Genomic DNA, 14,530 nt, shown 5'->3' with positions numbered 1-14,530 from the left:
GTGCCGTTACACGCCGAGCAGCGGGCGTGCATAGTGGTCGACGAGCAGCGCCGCGAACAGCAGCGACAGGTAGACGATCGAGTAGCGGAAGGCCTTGCGGGCCAGCTCGTCCGAGTACTCGCGGTGGATCTTCCACGCATACGCGAGGAACACCGCGCCGAGCAGCACCGCGCTCGCCAGGTAGACGGCCCCGCTCATCCCCGAGATGAACGGCATCATCGTGACCGCGAACAGGATCACCGTGTAGAGCAGGATGTGCAGCCGCGTGAACTTCTCGCCGTGCGTGACGGGCAGCATCGGCAGACCCGCGTTCTCGTAGTCCTTGCGGCGGTACAGCGCGAGCACCCAGAAATGCGGCGGGGTCCACACGAAGATGATCAGCACGAGGATCCACGCGTCGCCGGGCACCGCGCCCGTCACCGCGGCCCAGCCGAGCGCCGGCGGCATCGCGCCCGACGCGCCGCCGATCACGATGTTCTGCGGCGTCATCGGCTTGAGCAGCAGCGTGTAGATCACCGCGTAGCCGACGAAGGTCGCGATCGTCAGCCACATCGTCAGCGGGTTCGTGAACGTGTAGAGCGTCCATGCGCCGAGGCTGCCGAGCACGCCCGAGAACAGCAGGATCTGCGCGGTCGTGATCTCGCCGCGCGCGGACGGACGCCACGCGGTGCGGCGCATCATCGCGTCGATCTTCTGCTCGACGAGGCAATTGATCGCGAACGCCGCGCCCGCCAGCAGCCAGATGCCGATGGTGCCGCCGACCAGCACCCGCCACGGCACCATGCCCGGCGTCGCGAGGAACATGCCGATCACCGCGCAGAACACCGCGAGCTGCGTGACACGCGGCTTCGTCAGCGCCATGTACTGGGAAAACCGGCTACCGGGCGATCGGGAAAGGGTGCTTTGCATGGGGACGGTCACGCCGGGGCGGCGTCGCGCGCAGGCAGCGCGACACGGCCGGGGCGGCTTGAAAGGATGCGAAAGTTTAACATGACGACGAGCAGCAGCAGGATCGCGGCCCCCCCGTTATGGACCACCGCGACCGGCAAAGGCCACTGCAATACGATATTCGTCAAACCCGTCACGAACTGCAGCACGACCACCAGCAGCACGCCGTTCGCGGGCCGCCGCAGCGATTCGAAGCGGCGCATCTTCAGCGCGAACGCGACCAGGTACGCGACGACGACGAACGCGAACGTGCGGTGCGTCCAGTGGATCGCGACGAGCGCGTCCTGCGTGATCGCCTCGCCGTCCTTCGTCATCCCGAGCGCGCGCCACAGATGGAAGCCGTGCTCGAAATCCATCGGCGGAATCCACTGGCCGTTGCAGGTCGGGAAGTCGGTGCACGCGAGCACCGCGTAGTTGGTGCTGACCCAGCCGCCGAGCGCGATCTGCACGACCAGCAGCACGAGCGCCGCGAGCGCGGCCGTGCGATAGCGGCCGGCCTCCGGATCGTGCGACGGCAACGGCGTCTGCCGCGCCGCGAGCCAGCCGAGCGTGCCGAGCAGCGTCAGGCCGAGCAGCAGGTGGATCGTGACGATCACCGGCTGCAGCTTCATCGTCACCGTCCACGCGCCGAACGCGCCCTGCACGAGGATCAGCAGCAGCAGGCTCGTCGGCCACCACGGCGACACGTGCAACGGCCGGCGGCGCAGCCGCGCGGCCCACGCGATCACCGTCTGCGCGATGATCAGCACGCCGATCGCCATCGCGAAATAGCGGTGGATCATCTCGATCCACGCCTTCGTCATGCTGACCGGGCCGCTCGGCATCGCCTGGTGCGCGGCCGTGATCGCCGCATGCGCGATGAACGGCGACGACGTGCCGTAGCAGCCCGGCCAGTCCGGACAGCCGAGGCCCGAATCGGTCAGCCGCGTGAAGCCGCCGAACATCACGAGATCGAGGGTCAGGAACGTGGTGATCCACACCAGCTTGCGGAACTTGTCGTCGTCCGCCTTCACCCACACGTACGACAGCGGCAGCAGCGCGATGCAGAAGCCGATCAGGCCGAGTTGCAGTAGATACGACATCGGATTGTTGCCTCGTAGTCTCGCGTCAGCCGATGCTCGACCACTTCAGCAGCTTCGTGACGTCGGTCTTGATCTTGCTGGGGTTCGGGTCCTTCGGGAAGCGCATCATCAGGTTGCCGTTCGGGTCGACCAGGTACAGGTGGTCGGTGTCCTGCGTGCCGGCGTCGGCCGGCAGCCACCGGGCGACCGCGGCCGGATCGGCGACGAGCCTGCGCGTGTCCGGGTACGCGGCGGCGACCTTGTCCGGAACCGCGCCCGCATCGCTGCGCAGCCACACCATCGTGATCCGGTGCCGTTCGCCCGCTTGCGTCACGCGCACCTGGCGCATGAAGTAGAGCTTCTCCGCGCACGCGTCATTGCATGCGCTGCGGTCGGTCATCACGAACAGCCACACGCCGCGCAGCGACGCGAGCGGCATCGTCTTGCCGGTCTCGTCGGTCACCGTCAGGTCCGGCGGAATCGGCCGCTGCGGCTCGATCAGCGTTCCGTAGTTGGTCGAGCCGCCCTGCGGCTTGATCACGTAATAGGTGAAGTACGACGCGATCACCGGCGCCGCGCAGACGAGCCCGAGCAGCACGAGCGTCCAGCGGCCGCGCTTTCTGGCGGCCGGCGACATGGGCGTCGCGCCCGGGCCCTGACGGGAAGATTGGATGGACAAATCAGACCTCTCGAAACGTACCCGCGGCGTCGCCGCCGCGCACGGGCATCGCGCCGCTCATGCGCCGGACGGCTTCTTCGCCGCGCGCCGCGCCGCGTACAAGCCGAAACCGAGCGCGGCCGCCGCCATGCCCCACCACTGAAACATGTAACCGTAATTGCGCTCGACGCCGGTCGTCGGCGCCGGCCAGTCGCGCACCAGCTTGTCGCCGTCGTCGCTCGTCTGCTGGATCACGAACGGCTGCAGCGGCAGGCCGGTTTCCTTCGCGAACGCGGCGACGTCCAGGTTCTGCCGAATCTTCTGGTGCGGCGCCGAGCCGCCTTCGCCGAGCTCGAACGCGCGCGTCGCGTCGGCGCGCGCGATGCCCTCGAGCTCGACGTCACCCGCCGGCGTCGCGAACGGCTCGATCGCGGTGCGCTCGGCGATGTTGCGCGGCAGCCAGCCGCGATTGACGAGCACGTAGCCGCCGCCCGTGAGTTTAAACGGCATCACGACGTAGAAGCCCGGCTGGTCGTTATACGGCCGATTATCGAGAAACACCGCGTGCTCCGGCATGAAGCGCCCGGTCGCGCGCACCCGATGGAACTCGATCGACGCGAGCGGAATCGGCTGCGCGCCGACCTCGACTGGCGCCGCGTGCTCGTAGCGCACGACGCTCGCCTGCAGCGCCTCCTTCTGGTGCGCGCGCTCGCGCTGCCAGAAACCGAGCCGGATCGTGACCGCGACCACCATCAGCACGAGCAGCGCGGGAAGCCAGCGGATCTTCATCGTGCCGCCTCGCCGCGGTCGTCGCGAAAGCGAAGTGCGATAATTATCCTCTTCCTTTCGAATTGCCGTCGTCCGGTTCGCTCCATGCACATCCTCGTCCCTATCGCCTTCGTCCTCATCATTGCCAGCATGGTCTCGGCACTCTATTTCATGATGCACGACCGCGGCCACACGAAGCGCATGGTCTGGTCGCTCGCCACCCGCGTCGGCCTGTCGATCTCGCTGTTCCTGTTCATCCTGTTCGCGAACTGGATGGGCTGGATCCATTCGACCGGCATTCCGATCGGGCGCTGACGCGGTTGCCGCCGCGGCCGATGCGGCATTTCGCCACATGGCCGGGCCACCAAGCAAAAGCGCCGCCTGACAAAGTCGCGGCGGCGCCTCGGTGATGCCGGCTGCCGGGTAGCGCGCTCGCGCCGCCCGGCCGCCTCAATACGAACGGCCCGCGCATCGCTGCGCGGGCCGTCTTTCATTTACAGCCAGTAGACGACGACGTACAGGCCGAGCCAGACGACGTCGACGAAGTGCCAGTACCACGCGGCGCCTTCGAACGCGAAGTGATGTTCCGGCTTGAAGTGGCCGCGGATCATCCGCACCAGCACCACCGCGAGCATCGTGCCGCCGAGGAACACGTGGAAGCCGTGGAAGCCCGTCAGCAGGAAGAACGTCGAACCGTAGATGCCCGAGCCGAGCGTCAGGTTCAGTTCGTTGTATGCGTGGAAATATTCGAAGCCCTGCGTGAACAGGAAGCAGACGCCGAGCACGAGGGTCGCGGCCAGCCACGCGATCGCCTTGCGGCGGTGATCGTCACGCAGCGCGTGGTGCGAGATCGTCAGCGTCGCGCCCGACGACAGCAGCAGCGCGGTGTTCAGCGTCGGGATCGGCCACGGGCCCATCGTCTTGAAGTGACCGGCGAGCGCGGCCGGGCCTTCGTTCGGCCACACGGCGGAGAAATCCGGCCAGATCAGCTTGTAGTCGAGGCTGCCGAGCTGATGCAGCGCAATTTCACGCGCATAGAACAGCGCACCGAAGAACGCGCCGAAGAACATCACTTCGGAGAAGATGAACCAGCTCATGCTCCAGCGGTACGACACGTCGACCCGCTTGCCGTACATCCCGCCTTCGGACTCGGCAATCGCATCGCCGAACCAGTGGTACAGCGTGAAGAGGAACCACAGCAGGCCGAGCAGCGCGGTATACGGCGCCCAGTCGTGGCCGTTGAGCCACAGTGCGAACGATCCGAGCATGACCAGCAGGCCGACGGCCGCGCTGATCGGATGCTGCGACGGATGCGGCACGAAATAGTACGGGGTCTGGTTTTGACCGCTCATGCTTGATTCTCCACTTCAGTCCAATTTGTGTCCCGGAAACCACTCCGGCTTTATTTCTCGCGCGGCGCGACGACCGCCGCTCTTTCCTTCGCGGCCCGCCCGGGGCGCGCCGCTTGCATTCCGTTGCTGCCGCGGGCCTCAGCCCACGACGGCGCGCACGATCAGGATCAGTACGCCGATGAACATGCCGGCCGCGATCAGCGCGACGATCAGCACGTGCAGCGGATTCAGTTGCGTCGCGTCGGCTTCCAGGTCGCGCCGCTTGCGCACGCCGAAGAACGACCACAGCACCGCCTTCAACGCCTGGCCGAACGAACCGCTACGCTTGACCTCAGTCATCGCCCCGCCTCCATCATCATGCGCCCGGCTTCGTCGAGCCGGACTGCTTCGCCGCACCGGCTGCCGCCTGGGCCGGCGTATTCAGTTCGAAGAACGTGTACGACAGCGTGATCGTCTTCACGTCCTTCGGCAATTTCGGATCGATCACGAACACCACCGGCATCTTGCGCGACTCGTTCGCGGCCAGCGTCTGCTGCGTGAAGCAAAAGCACTCGATCTTCTTGAAGAACTCCGTCGCCTGCTTCGGCGCGTAGCTCGGGATCGCCTGCGCGACGACCGGACGGTTCTGGCCGTTCGTCACGTCGTACACGATCGTCGTCAACTCGCCCGGATGCACGTCGAGACTGTTGTGCTCCGGCTTGAAACCCAGCGGGCCGCGCGCGTTCGCGTCGAACTCGACCGACACGGTGCGGCTCTTGTCGACCTGCGTGTTCTTCGCCTCGCGCTCGCTGACGTCGCGCTGCACGAGGTTGTTGATGCCGGTGATCTGGCAGATCGCGCGATACATCGGCACCAGCGCGAAACCGAAGCCGAACATCAGCCCGGCCACGACGAAGAGCTTCACCAGCATCGAACGGTTGAACCCGCGGTCCGTGTTCTCCGCTTCCGGCTTCGACATACGACAACGTCCTCGCTACTGCGTCAGTGAGTGGACAGCCACCACTGCTTGATCACGACACCCACAAAAAAGACGGCGGCGATCGCAAGCAGAATCAGGCCGAGCCGCTTGTTGCCCGCGCGGATCTGCTCGGGCGTGCGTCTTTGTTGTGGATTCCGGTTCATCTGAAACCTGCTGTAGAACGTTCCGCCTCGCCTGCCTGCGGCGGCAGGCAAAGGCGGAACGTCCGGTGAAACTTACTCGACGGTCGGCGGGTGCTCGAACGTGTGGAAAGGAGCCGGGCTCGGCACCGTCCACTCGAGGCCCGTCGCGCCGTCCCACGGCTTGTCGGACGCCTTCTCCAGCTCGCCGCCGCCACGGTAGGCCGGCAGCACGACCGCGAACAGGAAGTACACCTGCGCGAGACCGAAGCCGAACGCGCCGATCGTCGCGACCTGGTTGAAGTCCGTGAACTGCGCCGGGTAGTCCGCATAGCGGCGCGGCATGCCCGCGAGACCGACGAAGTGCATCGGGAAGAACGTCAGGTTGAAGAAGATCATCGACGCCCAGAAGTGGATCTTGCCGCGCGTCTCGTTGTACATCCAGCCCGTCCACTTCGGCGACCAGTAGTACCAGCCCGCGAACAGCGCGAACAGGGAACCCGCCACCAGCACGTAGTGGAAGTGCGCGACCACGAAGTAGGTGCCGTGGTACTGGATGTCGAGCGGCGCCATCGCCAGCATCAGGCCCGTCAGGCCGCCGAACGTGAACACGAACAGGAAGCCGATCGCGAACAGCATCGGGGTTTCGAAGGTCATCGAGCCGCGCCACATCGTCGCGAGCCAGTTGAACACCTTCACGCCCGTCGGCACCGCGATCAGCATCGTCGCGTACATGAAGAACAGCTGGCCCGTCACCGGCATGCCGGTCGCGAACATGTGGTGCGCCCAGACCATGAACGACAGGATCGCGATCGAAGCCGTCGCGTACACCATCGAGCTGTAGCCGAACAGCGTCTTGCGCGCGAACGCCGGGATCACCTGCGACACGATCCCGAACGCCGGCAGAATCATGATGTACACCTCGGGGTGGCCGAAGAACCAGAAGATGTGCTGGTACATCACCGGGTCGCCGCCGCCTGCCGCGTTGAAGAACGACGTGCCGAAGTGGCGGTCGAACAGCACCATCGTGATCGCGCCTGCGAGCACCGGCATCACCGCGATCAGCAGGTATGCGGTGATCAGCCACGTCCACGCGAACATCGGCATCTTCATCAGCGTCATGCCCGGCGCGCGCATGTTCAGGATCGTCACGACGATGTTGATGCCGCCCATGATCGACGACGCGCCCATGATGTGCACCGCGAAGATCGCGAAGTCCATGCCCGGACCCATCTGCGTCGACAGCGGCGCATACAGCGTCCAGCCCGCGGCCGTCGCGCCGCCCGGCGCGAAGAACGAGCCGACCAGCAGCACGGCTGCGACCGGCAGCAGCCAGAAGCTGAAGTTGTTCATCCGCGCGAACGCCATGTCGGATGCGCCGATCTGCAGCGGAATCATCCAGTTCGCGAAGCCGACGAACGCCGGCATGATCGCGCCGAACACCATGATCAGGCCGTGCATCGTCGTGAGCTCGTTGAAGAACTCCGGACGCATGATCTGCAGGCCGGGCTCGAACAGCTCGACGCGGATCGCGAGCGCCATCACGCCGCCCGACAGGAACATGATGAACGAGAACAGCAGGTACAGCGTACCGATGTCCTTGTGGTTGGTGGCGAACAGCCAGCGCCGCCAGCCGTGCGGGGTTTCGTGCGCGTGGTCGTCGTGCGCGTGGCCCGCGGCTACGTCGTGCCCGATGCTAGACATGAGAATCTCCTAATGCGAATACGTCGACAAACACAGCGACACGTCAGGCCGCCGGGCCGATCTCGACACGCCGGGCTTCCTTCGCGTCAGCCCCGCCCGTGATCGTTTCCGGCTTCTTCAGAATGATGTGGTCTTCCGCCACGCCCGCCGCCTTCAGCGCGTCGCGCACGGCTTGCGCGCGGCGCTTGGCCAGTTCGGCGTTCGCGTCGGCCGAGCCCGACTTGTCGGTGAAACCCGACAGCGCGAGCTTCGCGTCCGGATGCGCCTTCGCATAGTCCGCCGCCGCCGCGATCGCCGACTGTGCGTCGGCCGGCAGCGTGCCCTTGCCCGTTTCGAAATAGATCGTCGACAGCGCGGCCGCCGGCGCGGCTGCGCCCGAGGCCGCCTGCTCCGGCGCGGAAGCCGCTTGCGCCGGCGCTGCGCCCGCGGCGTCTTCCGGCAGCTTGCCGTTACGCGCGTCCGCCACCTGCTTCGGTTGCAGCAGGTCGTTCTTGTGGTTGCCCCACGAGTTGCGCTCGTAGGTGATGACCGACGCGATGTCGAGATCCGACAGCGACGCCCACGACGGCATCGCGCCCTTGCCCTTCAGCACCTGCTCGAGGTGGCCGGCAATCGGGCCGTTGGAGATCTTGCCGCCGTCGATCGCCGGGAACGCGCCGACGCCCTTGCCGTTCGGCTGGTGGCAGGCCGCGCAGTTCGCCTTGTAGACTTCCTCGCCGTGCGACACCAGCTCGGCCATCGTGTAAACCTTGTTCGGGTCGACTGCCGCGCCGGCCAGCTTGGCCTTCTGCGCGCTGACCCACTTCGCGTAGTCTTCGTCCGACAGCACTTCGACCACGACCGGCATGTACGCGTGCTCCTTGCCGCACAGTTCGGTACAGAAGCCGCGGAAGGTGCCGACCTTGTCGGCCTTGAACCACGTGTCGCGCACGAAGCCCGGGATCGCATCCTGCTTCACGCCGAACGCGGGCACGTACCACGAGTGGACGACGTCGTTCGCGGTCGTGATGATGCGGACCTTCTTGTTGACCGGCACGACGAGCGGGTTGTCGACTTCCTGCAGGTAGGTGTCGGTGATCGGCTTCTTGCCCATCACCGCGTCGCGCGGGGTCGACAGCGTCGACAGGAAGCTGATGCCCTCGCCCGGGCCCTTCACGTAGTCGTAGCCCCACTTCCACTGGTAGCCGGTGACCTTGACCGTGAGATCGGCGTTCGTCGTGTCCTTCATCGCGACGACGGCCTTGGTGGCCGGCAGCGCCATCAGCACGACGATGATGAACGGCACGATCGTCCAGATGATTTCGACGGTCGTGCTTTCATGGAAATTGGCGGCCTTGTGGCCCTTGGATTTGCGGTGCGCGAAGATCGAATAGAACATCACGCCGAACACGCCGACGAAGATCACCGTACAGAGGATCAGCATCATCGTGTGGAGGTCGTAGAGCTCCTCGGCGATCTTCGTGACAGGCGGCTGAAAGTTGATCTCGTTGACGCGGGGACCGCCCGGGCTGTCACCGACCGCCAGAGCGGCACCGGCAAAGAGCAGTCCGCTGCATGCCAGCACGCCCGTGAGGGCTCGCTTGATTGTTTTCATAGCATCCTTACCCAAAATTTCCATTCAAACCCTCCCCCGTCGCCAGCCGCCTGCGCTGCGCCGGCCACCCTGCTCAGCCGCAGCGCCTGAGCGCCGCGCGCAGTTCGTCGGCGAACTGTGCGCGCCTGTACTGCGCGAGATGCTGCCCGATCACGACGGTCTGCCCGCGCGATACCAGCCGAATCGGATCGCGTGGCGTCGCGCCCGGCTCGACCCGCACCCAGCGCGGGTTGAATTCGATCTGCGTGAGCTGCTCCGCATTCATCCGCTCGATCACGAGCCGGTGCGGAAACAGCCTGATGCGCTCGTAATCGACCGCATGCCGCGCGTAGATCGCAAACGCGACGCCTACCGCCAGCAGCTCGACTCCGGTGAAAGGCATGACGAGCCACGCCCCCTGCCACATCAGCATTGCCGCGATCGCCAGCGAAAAGCCTGCGAGCGACGCGTAAAACAGCACGAACTGGCGCGGCGACATCGAACAGTTGCGCTTCATGAGCCAGTCCTCGAGGACCGGCTCCGCATCCGCCGCATCAGTCGAAACACACGCTGCTTCCATCGCCGCCTCACGCGAATGGCATGCGATGCATGCCTGCATCGGGCTCGCCACCCCGTATTGCGGGGACCCCGGGGCGACAAGCTGACGCATTATAGGCGGGTTCAATGGCATCCACAAGCAAACGCCTATCGCCTCGCGAGCCAAGCGCGACAAGCTTCCCGGCCGTTTTCGGGGCAATTTTGACCCGGCCTTGCGCTGCTAATTTCAGACATAACAAAACCCCTCTTTACCGCTTTACCGATTCTTCGGACGCCCCTTTCCGATGTCCTCGATGCGGACGATGCCGTGCCCTTCCGCGGTCGTGCGCGGCACGGCCTTCCACGCGTGGCCGTAGATCACCTCGAAGGTCAGCGGGATCGTGCCGTCCGCGCGCCGGCGCGCGTCGAGCGCGTCGCCGAGCGCCTGCCGGAAGCGCCGCGTCGCACGCTGCGGCGCCGCGCGCTCGAACGGATAGGCGCCCCAGCGGCGCACGTCGGCCAGCAGCGAATCGGGGGACTTGTAGGTGACGGTCAGCACTTCCTGGTCCATCACGGGAATCTCGAAGCCGCTCTCGACGAGCATGTCGCCGAGGTCGTGCATATCGACGAAATCGATGACGCGGGGCGCGGCGCTCGCCATGCCGAGCGCGGCCTCGGCCTCGCCGCAGGCCGCGCGCAGCTCGCGCAGCGTGTCGGGGCCGAGCGTGCTGAACATCAGCAGGCCGTTGACGCGCAGCACGCGCTGCCACTCGGGCAGCACCGTGTCGGGGCGGGAATGCCAGTGCAGCGCGAGATTCGACCAGATCAGGTCGAATGCGCCGGCCGCGAACGGCAGCGCCGAGAAGTCCGCCTGCGCGACGCGCGGGCCGCGCTGGCCGAGCGCCTTGCCGAGCGAGGCGGGCAGCCAGCGGCGCCAGCTCGTCTGCTCGACCTCGCGCTGCCCCGCCCGCGCGAGCATCGCGCCGGACAGGTCGACGCCGAACACCGGCGCCTCGGGAAAGCGCGTGCGCAGCGCCGGCAGGTCGTCGCCCGCGCCGCAGCCCGCGTCGAGCACGGCGGCGGGGCTCACCTTGATGTATTCGAGACGCTCGCACATCCGGTGTGCAATCTCGCGCGGCAGGAACGCAACCGCGTCGAACGTGGCCGCGCGGCGGTCGAAGATCCGACGCAGGCGCCTCGCGTCATAGGCCGGACGGCCGGAGAGGGTCAAAGGTGGGGACATGTCGGGCAAACTGGCGAAGAGCCCGAAGTATACTCGCTCGCCCCGGAAGCTTCATTGAGGCCATATTGAGGAGCCTGCCGATGATTCGCCGTTCGTTTCCGGAGTCGATCCGCGTCGTTATGTCGCAGGCTTTCGCGCAGATCGCGGCAATCGCGCTGCCAAACCGCTGCGCACTGTGCGGCAATATGTCACACACAGTGATCTGCGCCGGATGCGACGCCGCGTACTGGAACGAAGCGCGCCTGCGCTGCGCGATCTGCGCGGTGCCGCTCGCCCCGGGGCACGCGCGGCGCGCGGCCGGCTACCGGTGCGACGCGTGCCGCGCCACGCCGCCGCCGTTCGATGCGACACTCGCGCTCGCCGATTACCGGGCGCCGCTCGACGGCCTCGCGCGCGGACTGAAATTCCACGCGCGGCTCGCGCTCGGCGCGGAATTCGCCGGCCGGCTTGCCCGGCTGCTCGCCGACACGCGCGGCGCGGACGGCGGCTTCGACGTGCTCGCGCCGGTGCCGCTTGCCCATGCTCGGCTCGCCGCGCGCGGCTACAACCAGGCGTGGGCGATCGCGCGGCCGCTCGCGCGCCGGCTCGGCGTGCCGGCCGACGCGACGCTGCTCGCGCGCGTGGTGGAAACGGCGCCGCAGTCGCGGCTCGACCGGCGCGCGCGGCGCGACAACGTCGCATCGGCCTTCGCGGTCGCGCGCGACGTCGTGGGTCGCCATGTCGCGCTCGTCGACGACGTGATGACGTCGGGCGCGACGCTGGCCGCCGCGGCGCGCGCGCTGAAGGCGGCGGGCGCCGCGCGCGTGACGAATCTGGTTGCGCTGCGCACCGCCAGGGATTAATTAGTGAGAAGCCGGCCGCCCGCTCGCGGCCGCGATCGTGACAAACCGGCCGGTCCGGCCGCCGCCCCGCAGCAGGGGCGCGCCGGAAACCGCCATCCGAAACCGAAACATGTTCAACGTCGTCCTCGTCGCACCCGAAATTCCGCCGAACACCGGCAACGTGATCCGCCTGTGCGCGAATACCGGCGCGCGGCTGCACCTGATCGAGCCGCTCGGCTTTCCGCTCGACGACGCCAAGATGCGCCGCGCGGGCCTCGACTATCACGAATACGCGGAAATGCGCGTGCATCCGGACTGGGATGCGTTCGTCGCGGCCGAGACGCCCGATCCCGCGCGGATGTTCGCGTTCACGACACGCGGCTCGGGCCGCTTTCACGACCACGCGTTCCAGCCGGGCGACTGGTTCGTGTTCGGCTCGGAAACGCGCGGCCTGCCCGCCCCGCTGCTCGAGCGGTTCGCGAACGAGCAGCGCGTGCGCCTGCCGATGCGGCCGGGCAACCGCAGCCTGAACCTGTCGAACACGGTCGCGGTGGTCGTGTTCGAGGCGTGGCGCCAGGCCGGCTTCGAAGGCGGCGCCTGAGCGTCGGCCGTCGTTCCTGCGAACTTGCGTCAGTCACGCGCGAGCCGCGCGCGATACAGCTCGTATATGTCGGGAGAAAAGCACGCGAACACCACGCGTGCGAGGTTCGGCGCCTGCGGCAGCATGTCGACGACCGTATCGACGGCGATGTCGACTGCCTGCGCGGCCGGATAACGATAAACCCCGCAGCTGATCGCCGGAAACGCGATCGACGTGCACGCGACCTCTTCGGCGAGCTCGATCACGCGGCGGTAGCACGACGCGAGCATCTCGGCCTCGTTCTGCGTGCCGCCGTGCCATACCGGGCCGACCGCATGAATCACGTATCTGGCCGGCAGCCCGTGGCCGCGCGTAAGCTTCGCGTCGCCGGTCTGGCAGCCGCCGAGCGTGCGGCATTCGGCAAGCAGGCGCGGGCCGGCCGCGCGATGGATCGCGCCGTCGACGCCGCCCCCGCCGAGCAGCGAGCTGTTCGCCGCGTTGACGATCGCATCGACCGCGAGCGTCGTGATGTCGACGACCTGCGCGTCGAGCGTGGTGGAACCGATCTGCAGCATGACGGCCTCCTCGAATGCCGGAGATGGTTCAAGCGTAATCCGCTTTGCGCGGCGATGCGACCGCCGCGCTACTCCGCGCGCGCGTCCCGCCGCAACAGGCCGCTGACCGCGTCGCGCGGCGCGACGCCGTCGAACAGCACGCCGCACACGGCTTCGGTGATCGGCATTTCGATCGCGTGCTCGCGCGCGATCGCGAGCACCGCCTGCGCGCAGCGCACGCCTTCGGCGACGTGGCCGAGCGCGGCGAGGATGTCGTTCAGCGAGCGGCCGGTGGCCAGTTGCATGCCGACCGTGCGGTTGCGCGACAGGTCGCCCGTCGCGGTGAGGATCAGGTCGCCGAGGCCCGTGAGGCCGGTGAAGGTTTCCGCACGGCCGCCGAGCGCGACGCCGAGCCGCGACATTTCCGCGAGGCCGCGCGTGATCAGCGCGGCGCGCGCGTTCAGGCCGAGGCCGAGGCCGTCGGCGATGCCGGTCGCGATCGCCAGCACGTTCTTCACCGCGCCGCCGACCTCGACGCCGACCACGTCGTCGCCGGTATAGATCCGCATCGCGCCGTGATGGAACGCCGCGAGCGTGCGCTCGCGGCACGCGGCCGACGCACTCGCGATCGTCAGCGCGACCGGCAGGCCCTGGCCGACCTCGCGCGCGAAGCTCGGGCCCGACAGCACGCCGTTGCTGCGCTGTTCGGGCAGCTCGGCGGCGATCACCTGATGCGGCAGCAGATGCGTGTCCGCCTCGAAGCCCTTGCAGACCCAGATCACGTGCGCGGGCACGCAGCCCGCGTCGCGCATCGCGCGGCACAGCGCGCGCAGGCCGGCGACGGGCGCGCCGATCACGCACAGCGCGTCGTCCGCGGCGCCGTGCGCGAGCGCCGCGGCGAAATCCGCGTCGTAGCGCAGCGCATCGGGCAGCGCGATGCCGTCGAGATAGCGGGAATTCTCGTGCCGGGCCTGCAGCCCGGCGATGAGCGCGGCGTCGCGCGCCCACAGAAGCGTGTCGTGCCGCGCGGCCAGATGGCCCGCGAGCGCGGTGCCCCAGGCACCGGCGCCGAGAACGGCTACTTTCATACCCAGCACCGGTCCTTGCTCGTCCCTCAGTTCAGCGTCGAGCCGTTCGGCGCGCCGGCAGCACCAGCCTGTTGCTGCTGGAGCTGCGCGAGACGCTGCTCGTACAGCGCCTGGAAGTTGATCTCGGCGAGGTGGATCGGCGGGAAGCCCGCGCGCGTGATCGCGTCGGCGATGTTCGAGCGCAGGTACGGGAACAGGATCGTCGGGCAGGCGATGCCGACGAGCGGGTCGAGCTGTTCCTCAGGAATGTTGCGAATGTCAAAAATTCCGGCCTGCTTCGCCTCGATCAGGAACGCGACCTTGTCCTTCACCTTCGCGGTCACGGTGCCCGACACGACGACTTCGAACACGCTTTCGGCGAGACGCTCGGCCTTCACGTCGACTTCGACCTCAACCGACGGCATGTCCTGCTCGAGGAAGATCGCCGGCGAATTCGGCTGCTCGAGCGACATATCCTTCAGGTAGACGCGCTGGATGTTGAAGAACGGTTGGTTTTCGACGTCGGACATGTTGTTTCCCTCAATGTGGTGACGGGGCGGCCGGCC

At 67.3% G+C, this 14,530-nt stretch carries 18 protein-coding genes; 3 read left to right on the top strand and 15 right to left on the bottom strand.

From position 1 onward, the window contains the following. Positions 1 to 6: 6 nt before the first annotated feature. From cyoE to HWX31_RS12765, 4 genes are all read right to left on the bottom strand, one after another. Positions 7 to 909 (bottom strand): heme o synthase, encoded by a 903-nt coding sequence (gene cyoE, locus HWX31_RS12780; protein WP_059612900.1) that lies wholly within the window; start codon positions 907 to 909, stop codon positions 7 to 9. Between the two features lie 8 nt (positions 910 to 917). Continuing rightward, entirely contained in the window at positions 918 to 2,030 is a 1,113-nt protein-coding gene (locus HWX31_RS12775; RefSeq protein WP_174965945.1) for a COX15/CtaA family protein, read from the bottom strand. A 25-nt stretch (positions 2,031 to 2,055) separates the two neighbouring features. Then, positions 2,056 to 2,646 (bottom strand): SCO family protein, encoded by a 591-nt coding sequence (locus HWX31_RS12770; RefSeq protein ID WP_174965951.1) that lies wholly within the window; start codon positions 2,644 to 2,646, stop codon positions 2,056 to 2,058. Positions 2,647 to 2,745: 99 nt separating this feature from the next. Continuing rightward, positions 2,746 to 3,456 carry an SURF1 family protein gene (locus tag HWX31_RS12765; protein WP_244143739.1) on the bottom strand — a complete coding sequence of 237 codons (711 nt, stop codon included), beginning with the start codon at positions 3,454 to 3,456 and terminating at the stop codon, positions 2,746 to 2,748. An 84-nt stretch (positions 3,457 to 3,540) separates the two neighbouring features. On the opposite strand from HWX31_RS12765, the gene HWX31_RS12760 reads away from it, so the two are divergent. Then, a complete protein-coding gene (locus HWX31_RS12760) occupies positions 3,541 to 3,750 on the top strand; it encodes a twin transmembrane helix small protein (protein WP_010090607.1) in 210 nt (69 codons plus the stop codon). 179 nt (positions 3,751 to 3,929) lie between these two features. Here HWX31_RS12760 and HWX31_RS12755 read toward each other — a convergent pair whose 3' ends face one another. The 8 genes from HWX31_RS12755 to HWX31_RS12720 all read right to left on the bottom strand — a co-directional run bounded on the left by HWX31_RS12755 (position 3,930) and on the right by HWX31_RS12720 (position 10,942). Continuing rightward, positions 3,930 to 4,787, bottom strand: coding sequence for a cytochrome c oxidase subunit 3 (locus tag HWX31_RS12755; protein WP_059612909.1), 858 nt, complete (start codon positions 4,785 to 4,787; stop codon positions 3,930 to 3,932). Between the two features lie 138 nt (positions 4,788 to 4,925). Continuing rightward, positions 4,926 to 5,126 (bottom strand): DUF2970 domain-containing protein, encoded by a 201-nt coding sequence (locus HWX31_RS12750; RefSeq protein ID WP_059612911.1) that lies wholly within the window; start codon positions 5,124 to 5,126, stop codon positions 4,926 to 4,928. A 16-nt stretch (positions 5,127 to 5,142) separates the two neighbouring features. Beyond that, positions 5,143 to 5,745, bottom strand: a complete 603-nt coding sequence (locus HWX31_RS12745) for a cytochrome c oxidase assembly protein (protein ID WP_059612913.1) — start codon at positions 5,743 to 5,745, stop codon at positions 5,143 to 5,145. Positions 5,746 to 5,768: 23 nt separating this feature from the next. Continuing rightward, positions 5,769 to 5,909, bottom strand: a complete 141-nt coding sequence (locus HWX31_RS12740; protein WP_042586883.1) for a cytochrome oxidase small assembly protein — start codon at positions 5,907 to 5,909, stop codon at positions 5,769 to 5,771. A gap of 72 nt (positions 5,910 to 5,981) precedes the next feature. Continuing rightward, positions 5,982 to 7,589 (bottom strand): cytochrome c oxidase subunit I, encoded by a 1,608-nt coding sequence (gene ctaD / locus HWX31_RS12735; protein ID WP_059612915.1) that lies wholly within the window; start codon positions 7,587 to 7,589, stop codon positions 5,982 to 5,984. A 43-nt stretch (positions 7,590 to 7,632) separates the two neighbouring features. Beyond that, positions 7,633 to 9,207: a cytochrome c oxidase subunit II gene (coxB, locus tag HWX31_RS12730; RefSeq protein ID WP_174965943.1), complete on the bottom strand. Its 1,575-nt coding sequence runs from the start codon at positions 9,205 to 9,207 to the stop codon at positions 7,633 to 7,635. A 49-nt stretch (positions 9,208 to 9,256) separates the two neighbouring features. Next, positions 9,257 to 9,781, bottom strand: a complete 525-nt coding sequence (locus HWX31_RS12725; RefSeq protein WP_088501136.1) for a DUF2244 domain-containing protein — start codon at positions 9,779 to 9,781, stop codon at positions 9,257 to 9,259. Positions 9,782 to 9,976: 195 nt separating this feature from the next. After that, positions 9,977 to 10,942 (bottom strand): methyltransferase domain-containing protein, encoded by a 966-nt coding sequence (locus HWX31_RS12720; protein ID WP_174965942.1) that lies wholly within the window; start codon positions 10,940 to 10,942, stop codon positions 9,977 to 9,979. Between the two features lie 80 nt (positions 10,943 to 11,022). Between HWX31_RS12720 and HWX31_RS12715 the strand changes: the two genes are divergently transcribed. Beyond that, on the top strand, positions 11,023 to 11,784 hold the full coding sequence (locus tag HWX31_RS12715) for a phosphoribosyltransferase family protein (protein WP_175933923.1): 762 nt from the start codon (positions 11,023 to 11,025) through the stop codon (positions 11,782 to 11,784). Positions 11,785 to 11,893: 109 nt separating this feature from the next. Beyond that, positions 11,894 to 12,364, top strand: coding sequence for a tRNA (uridine(34)/cytosine(34)/5-carboxymethylaminomethyluridine(34)-2'-O)-methyltransferase TrmL (trmL, locus tag HWX31_RS12710; RefSeq protein WP_059612925.1), 471 nt, complete (start codon positions 11,894 to 11,896; stop codon positions 12,362 to 12,364). A 29-nt stretch (positions 12,365 to 12,393) separates the two neighbouring features. Here trmL and HWX31_RS12705 read toward each other — a convergent pair whose 3' ends face one another. The 3 genes from HWX31_RS12705 to secB form a co-directional block, all read right to left on the bottom strand. Next, a complete protein-coding gene (locus tag HWX31_RS12705; protein WP_174966023.1) occupies positions 12,394 to 12,918 on the bottom strand; it encodes an O-acetyl-ADP-ribose deacetylase in 525 nt (174 codons plus the stop codon). A gap of 68 nt (positions 12,919 to 12,986) precedes the next feature. Continuing rightward, positions 12,987 to 13,985 carry an NAD(P)H-dependent glycerol-3-phosphate dehydrogenase gene (locus HWX31_RS12700; protein ID WP_174966022.1) on the bottom strand — a complete coding sequence of 333 codons (999 nt, stop codon included), beginning with the start codon at positions 13,983 to 13,985 and terminating at the stop codon, positions 12,987 to 12,989. Between the two features lie 26 nt (positions 13,986 to 14,011). Next, positions 14,012 to 14,494: a protein-export chaperone SecB gene (gene secB, locus HWX31_RS12695; RefSeq protein WP_174966021.1), complete on the bottom strand. Its 483-nt coding sequence runs from the start codon at positions 14,492 to 14,494 to the stop codon at positions 14,012 to 14,014. Positions 14,495 to 14,530: the final 36 nt, after the last annotated feature.

It is taken from the genome of Burkholderia ubonensis (assembly GCF_902833085.1).
GTDB lineage: Bacteria > Pseudomonadota > Gammaproteobacteria > Burkholderiales > Burkholderiaceae > Burkholderia > Burkholderia ubonensis.
The sequence above is the reverse complement of the archived record's forward strand: the minus strand, read 5'-3'. Positions and strand labels throughout refer to the sequence as shown.

Coding starts and splice junctions, on each gene's coding strand:
- HWX31_RS12725 (WP_088501136.1), bottom strand. CDS start 9,781: ATGCAGGCATGCATCGCATGCCATTCGCGTGAGGCGGCGATGGAAGCA.
- HWX31_RS12765 (WP_244143739.1), bottom strand. CDS start 3,456: ATGAAGATCCGCTGGCTTCCCGCGCTGCTCGTGCTGATGGTGGTCGCG.
- HWX31_RS12700 (WP_174966022.1), bottom strand. CDS start 13,985: ATGAAAGTAGCCGTTCTCGGCGCCGGTGCCTGGGGCACCGCGCTCGCG.
- trmL (WP_059612925.1), top strand. CDS start 11,894: ATGTTCAACGTCGTCCTCGTCGCACCCGAAATTCCGCCGAACACCGGC.
- HWX31_RS12760 (WP_010090607.1), top strand. CDS start 3,541: ATGCACATCCTCGTCCCTATCGCCTTCGTCCTCATCATTGCCAGCATG.
- HWX31_RS12720 (WP_174965942.1), bottom strand. CDS start 10,942: ATGTCCCCACCTTTGACCCTCTCCGGCCGTCCGGCCTATGACGCGAGG.
- HWX31_RS12715 (WP_175933923.1), top strand. CDS start 11,023: ATGATTCGCCGTTCGTTTCCGGAGTCGATCCGCGTCGTTATGTCGCAG.
- HWX31_RS12705 (WP_174966023.1), bottom strand. CDS start 12,918: ATGCTGCAGATCGGTTCCACCACGCTCGACGCGCAGGTCGTCGACATC.
- HWX31_RS12775 (WP_174965945.1), bottom strand. CDS start 2,030: ATGTCGTATCTACTGCAACTCGGCCTGATCGGCTTCTGCATCGCGCTG.
- HWX31_RS12750 (WP_059612911.1), bottom strand. CDS start 5,126: ATGACTGAGGTCAAGCGTAGCGGTTCGTTCGGCCAGGCGTTGAAGGCG.
- secB (WP_174966021.1), bottom strand. CDS start 14,494: ATGTCCGACGTCGAAAACCAACCGTTCTTCAACATCCAGCGCGTCTAC.
- HWX31_RS12770 (WP_174965951.1), bottom strand. CDS start 2,646: ATGTCGCCGGCCGCCAGAAAGCGCGGCCGCTGGACGCTCGTGCTGCTC.
- HWX31_RS12740 (WP_042586883.1), bottom strand. CDS start 5,909: ATGAACCGGAATCCACAACAAAGACGCACGCCCGAGCAGATCCGCGCG.
- HWX31_RS12755 (WP_059612909.1), bottom strand. CDS start 4,787: ATGAGCGGTCAAAACCAGACCCCGTACTATTTCGTGCCGCATCCGTCG.
- coxB (WP_174965943.1), bottom strand. CDS start 9,207: ATGGAAATTTTGGGTAAGGATGCTATGAAAACAATCAAGCGAGCCCTC.
- ctaD (WP_059612915.1), bottom strand. CDS start 7,589: ATGTCTAGCATCGGGCACGACGTAGCCGCGGGCCACGCGCACGACGAC.
- cyoE (WP_059612900.1), bottom strand. CDS start 909: ATGCAAAGCACCCTTTCCCGATCGCCCGGTAGCCGGTTTTCCCAGTAC.
- HWX31_RS12745 (WP_059612913.1), bottom strand. CDS start 5,745: ATGTCGAAGCCGGAAGCGGAGAACACGGACCGCGGGTTCAACCGTTCG.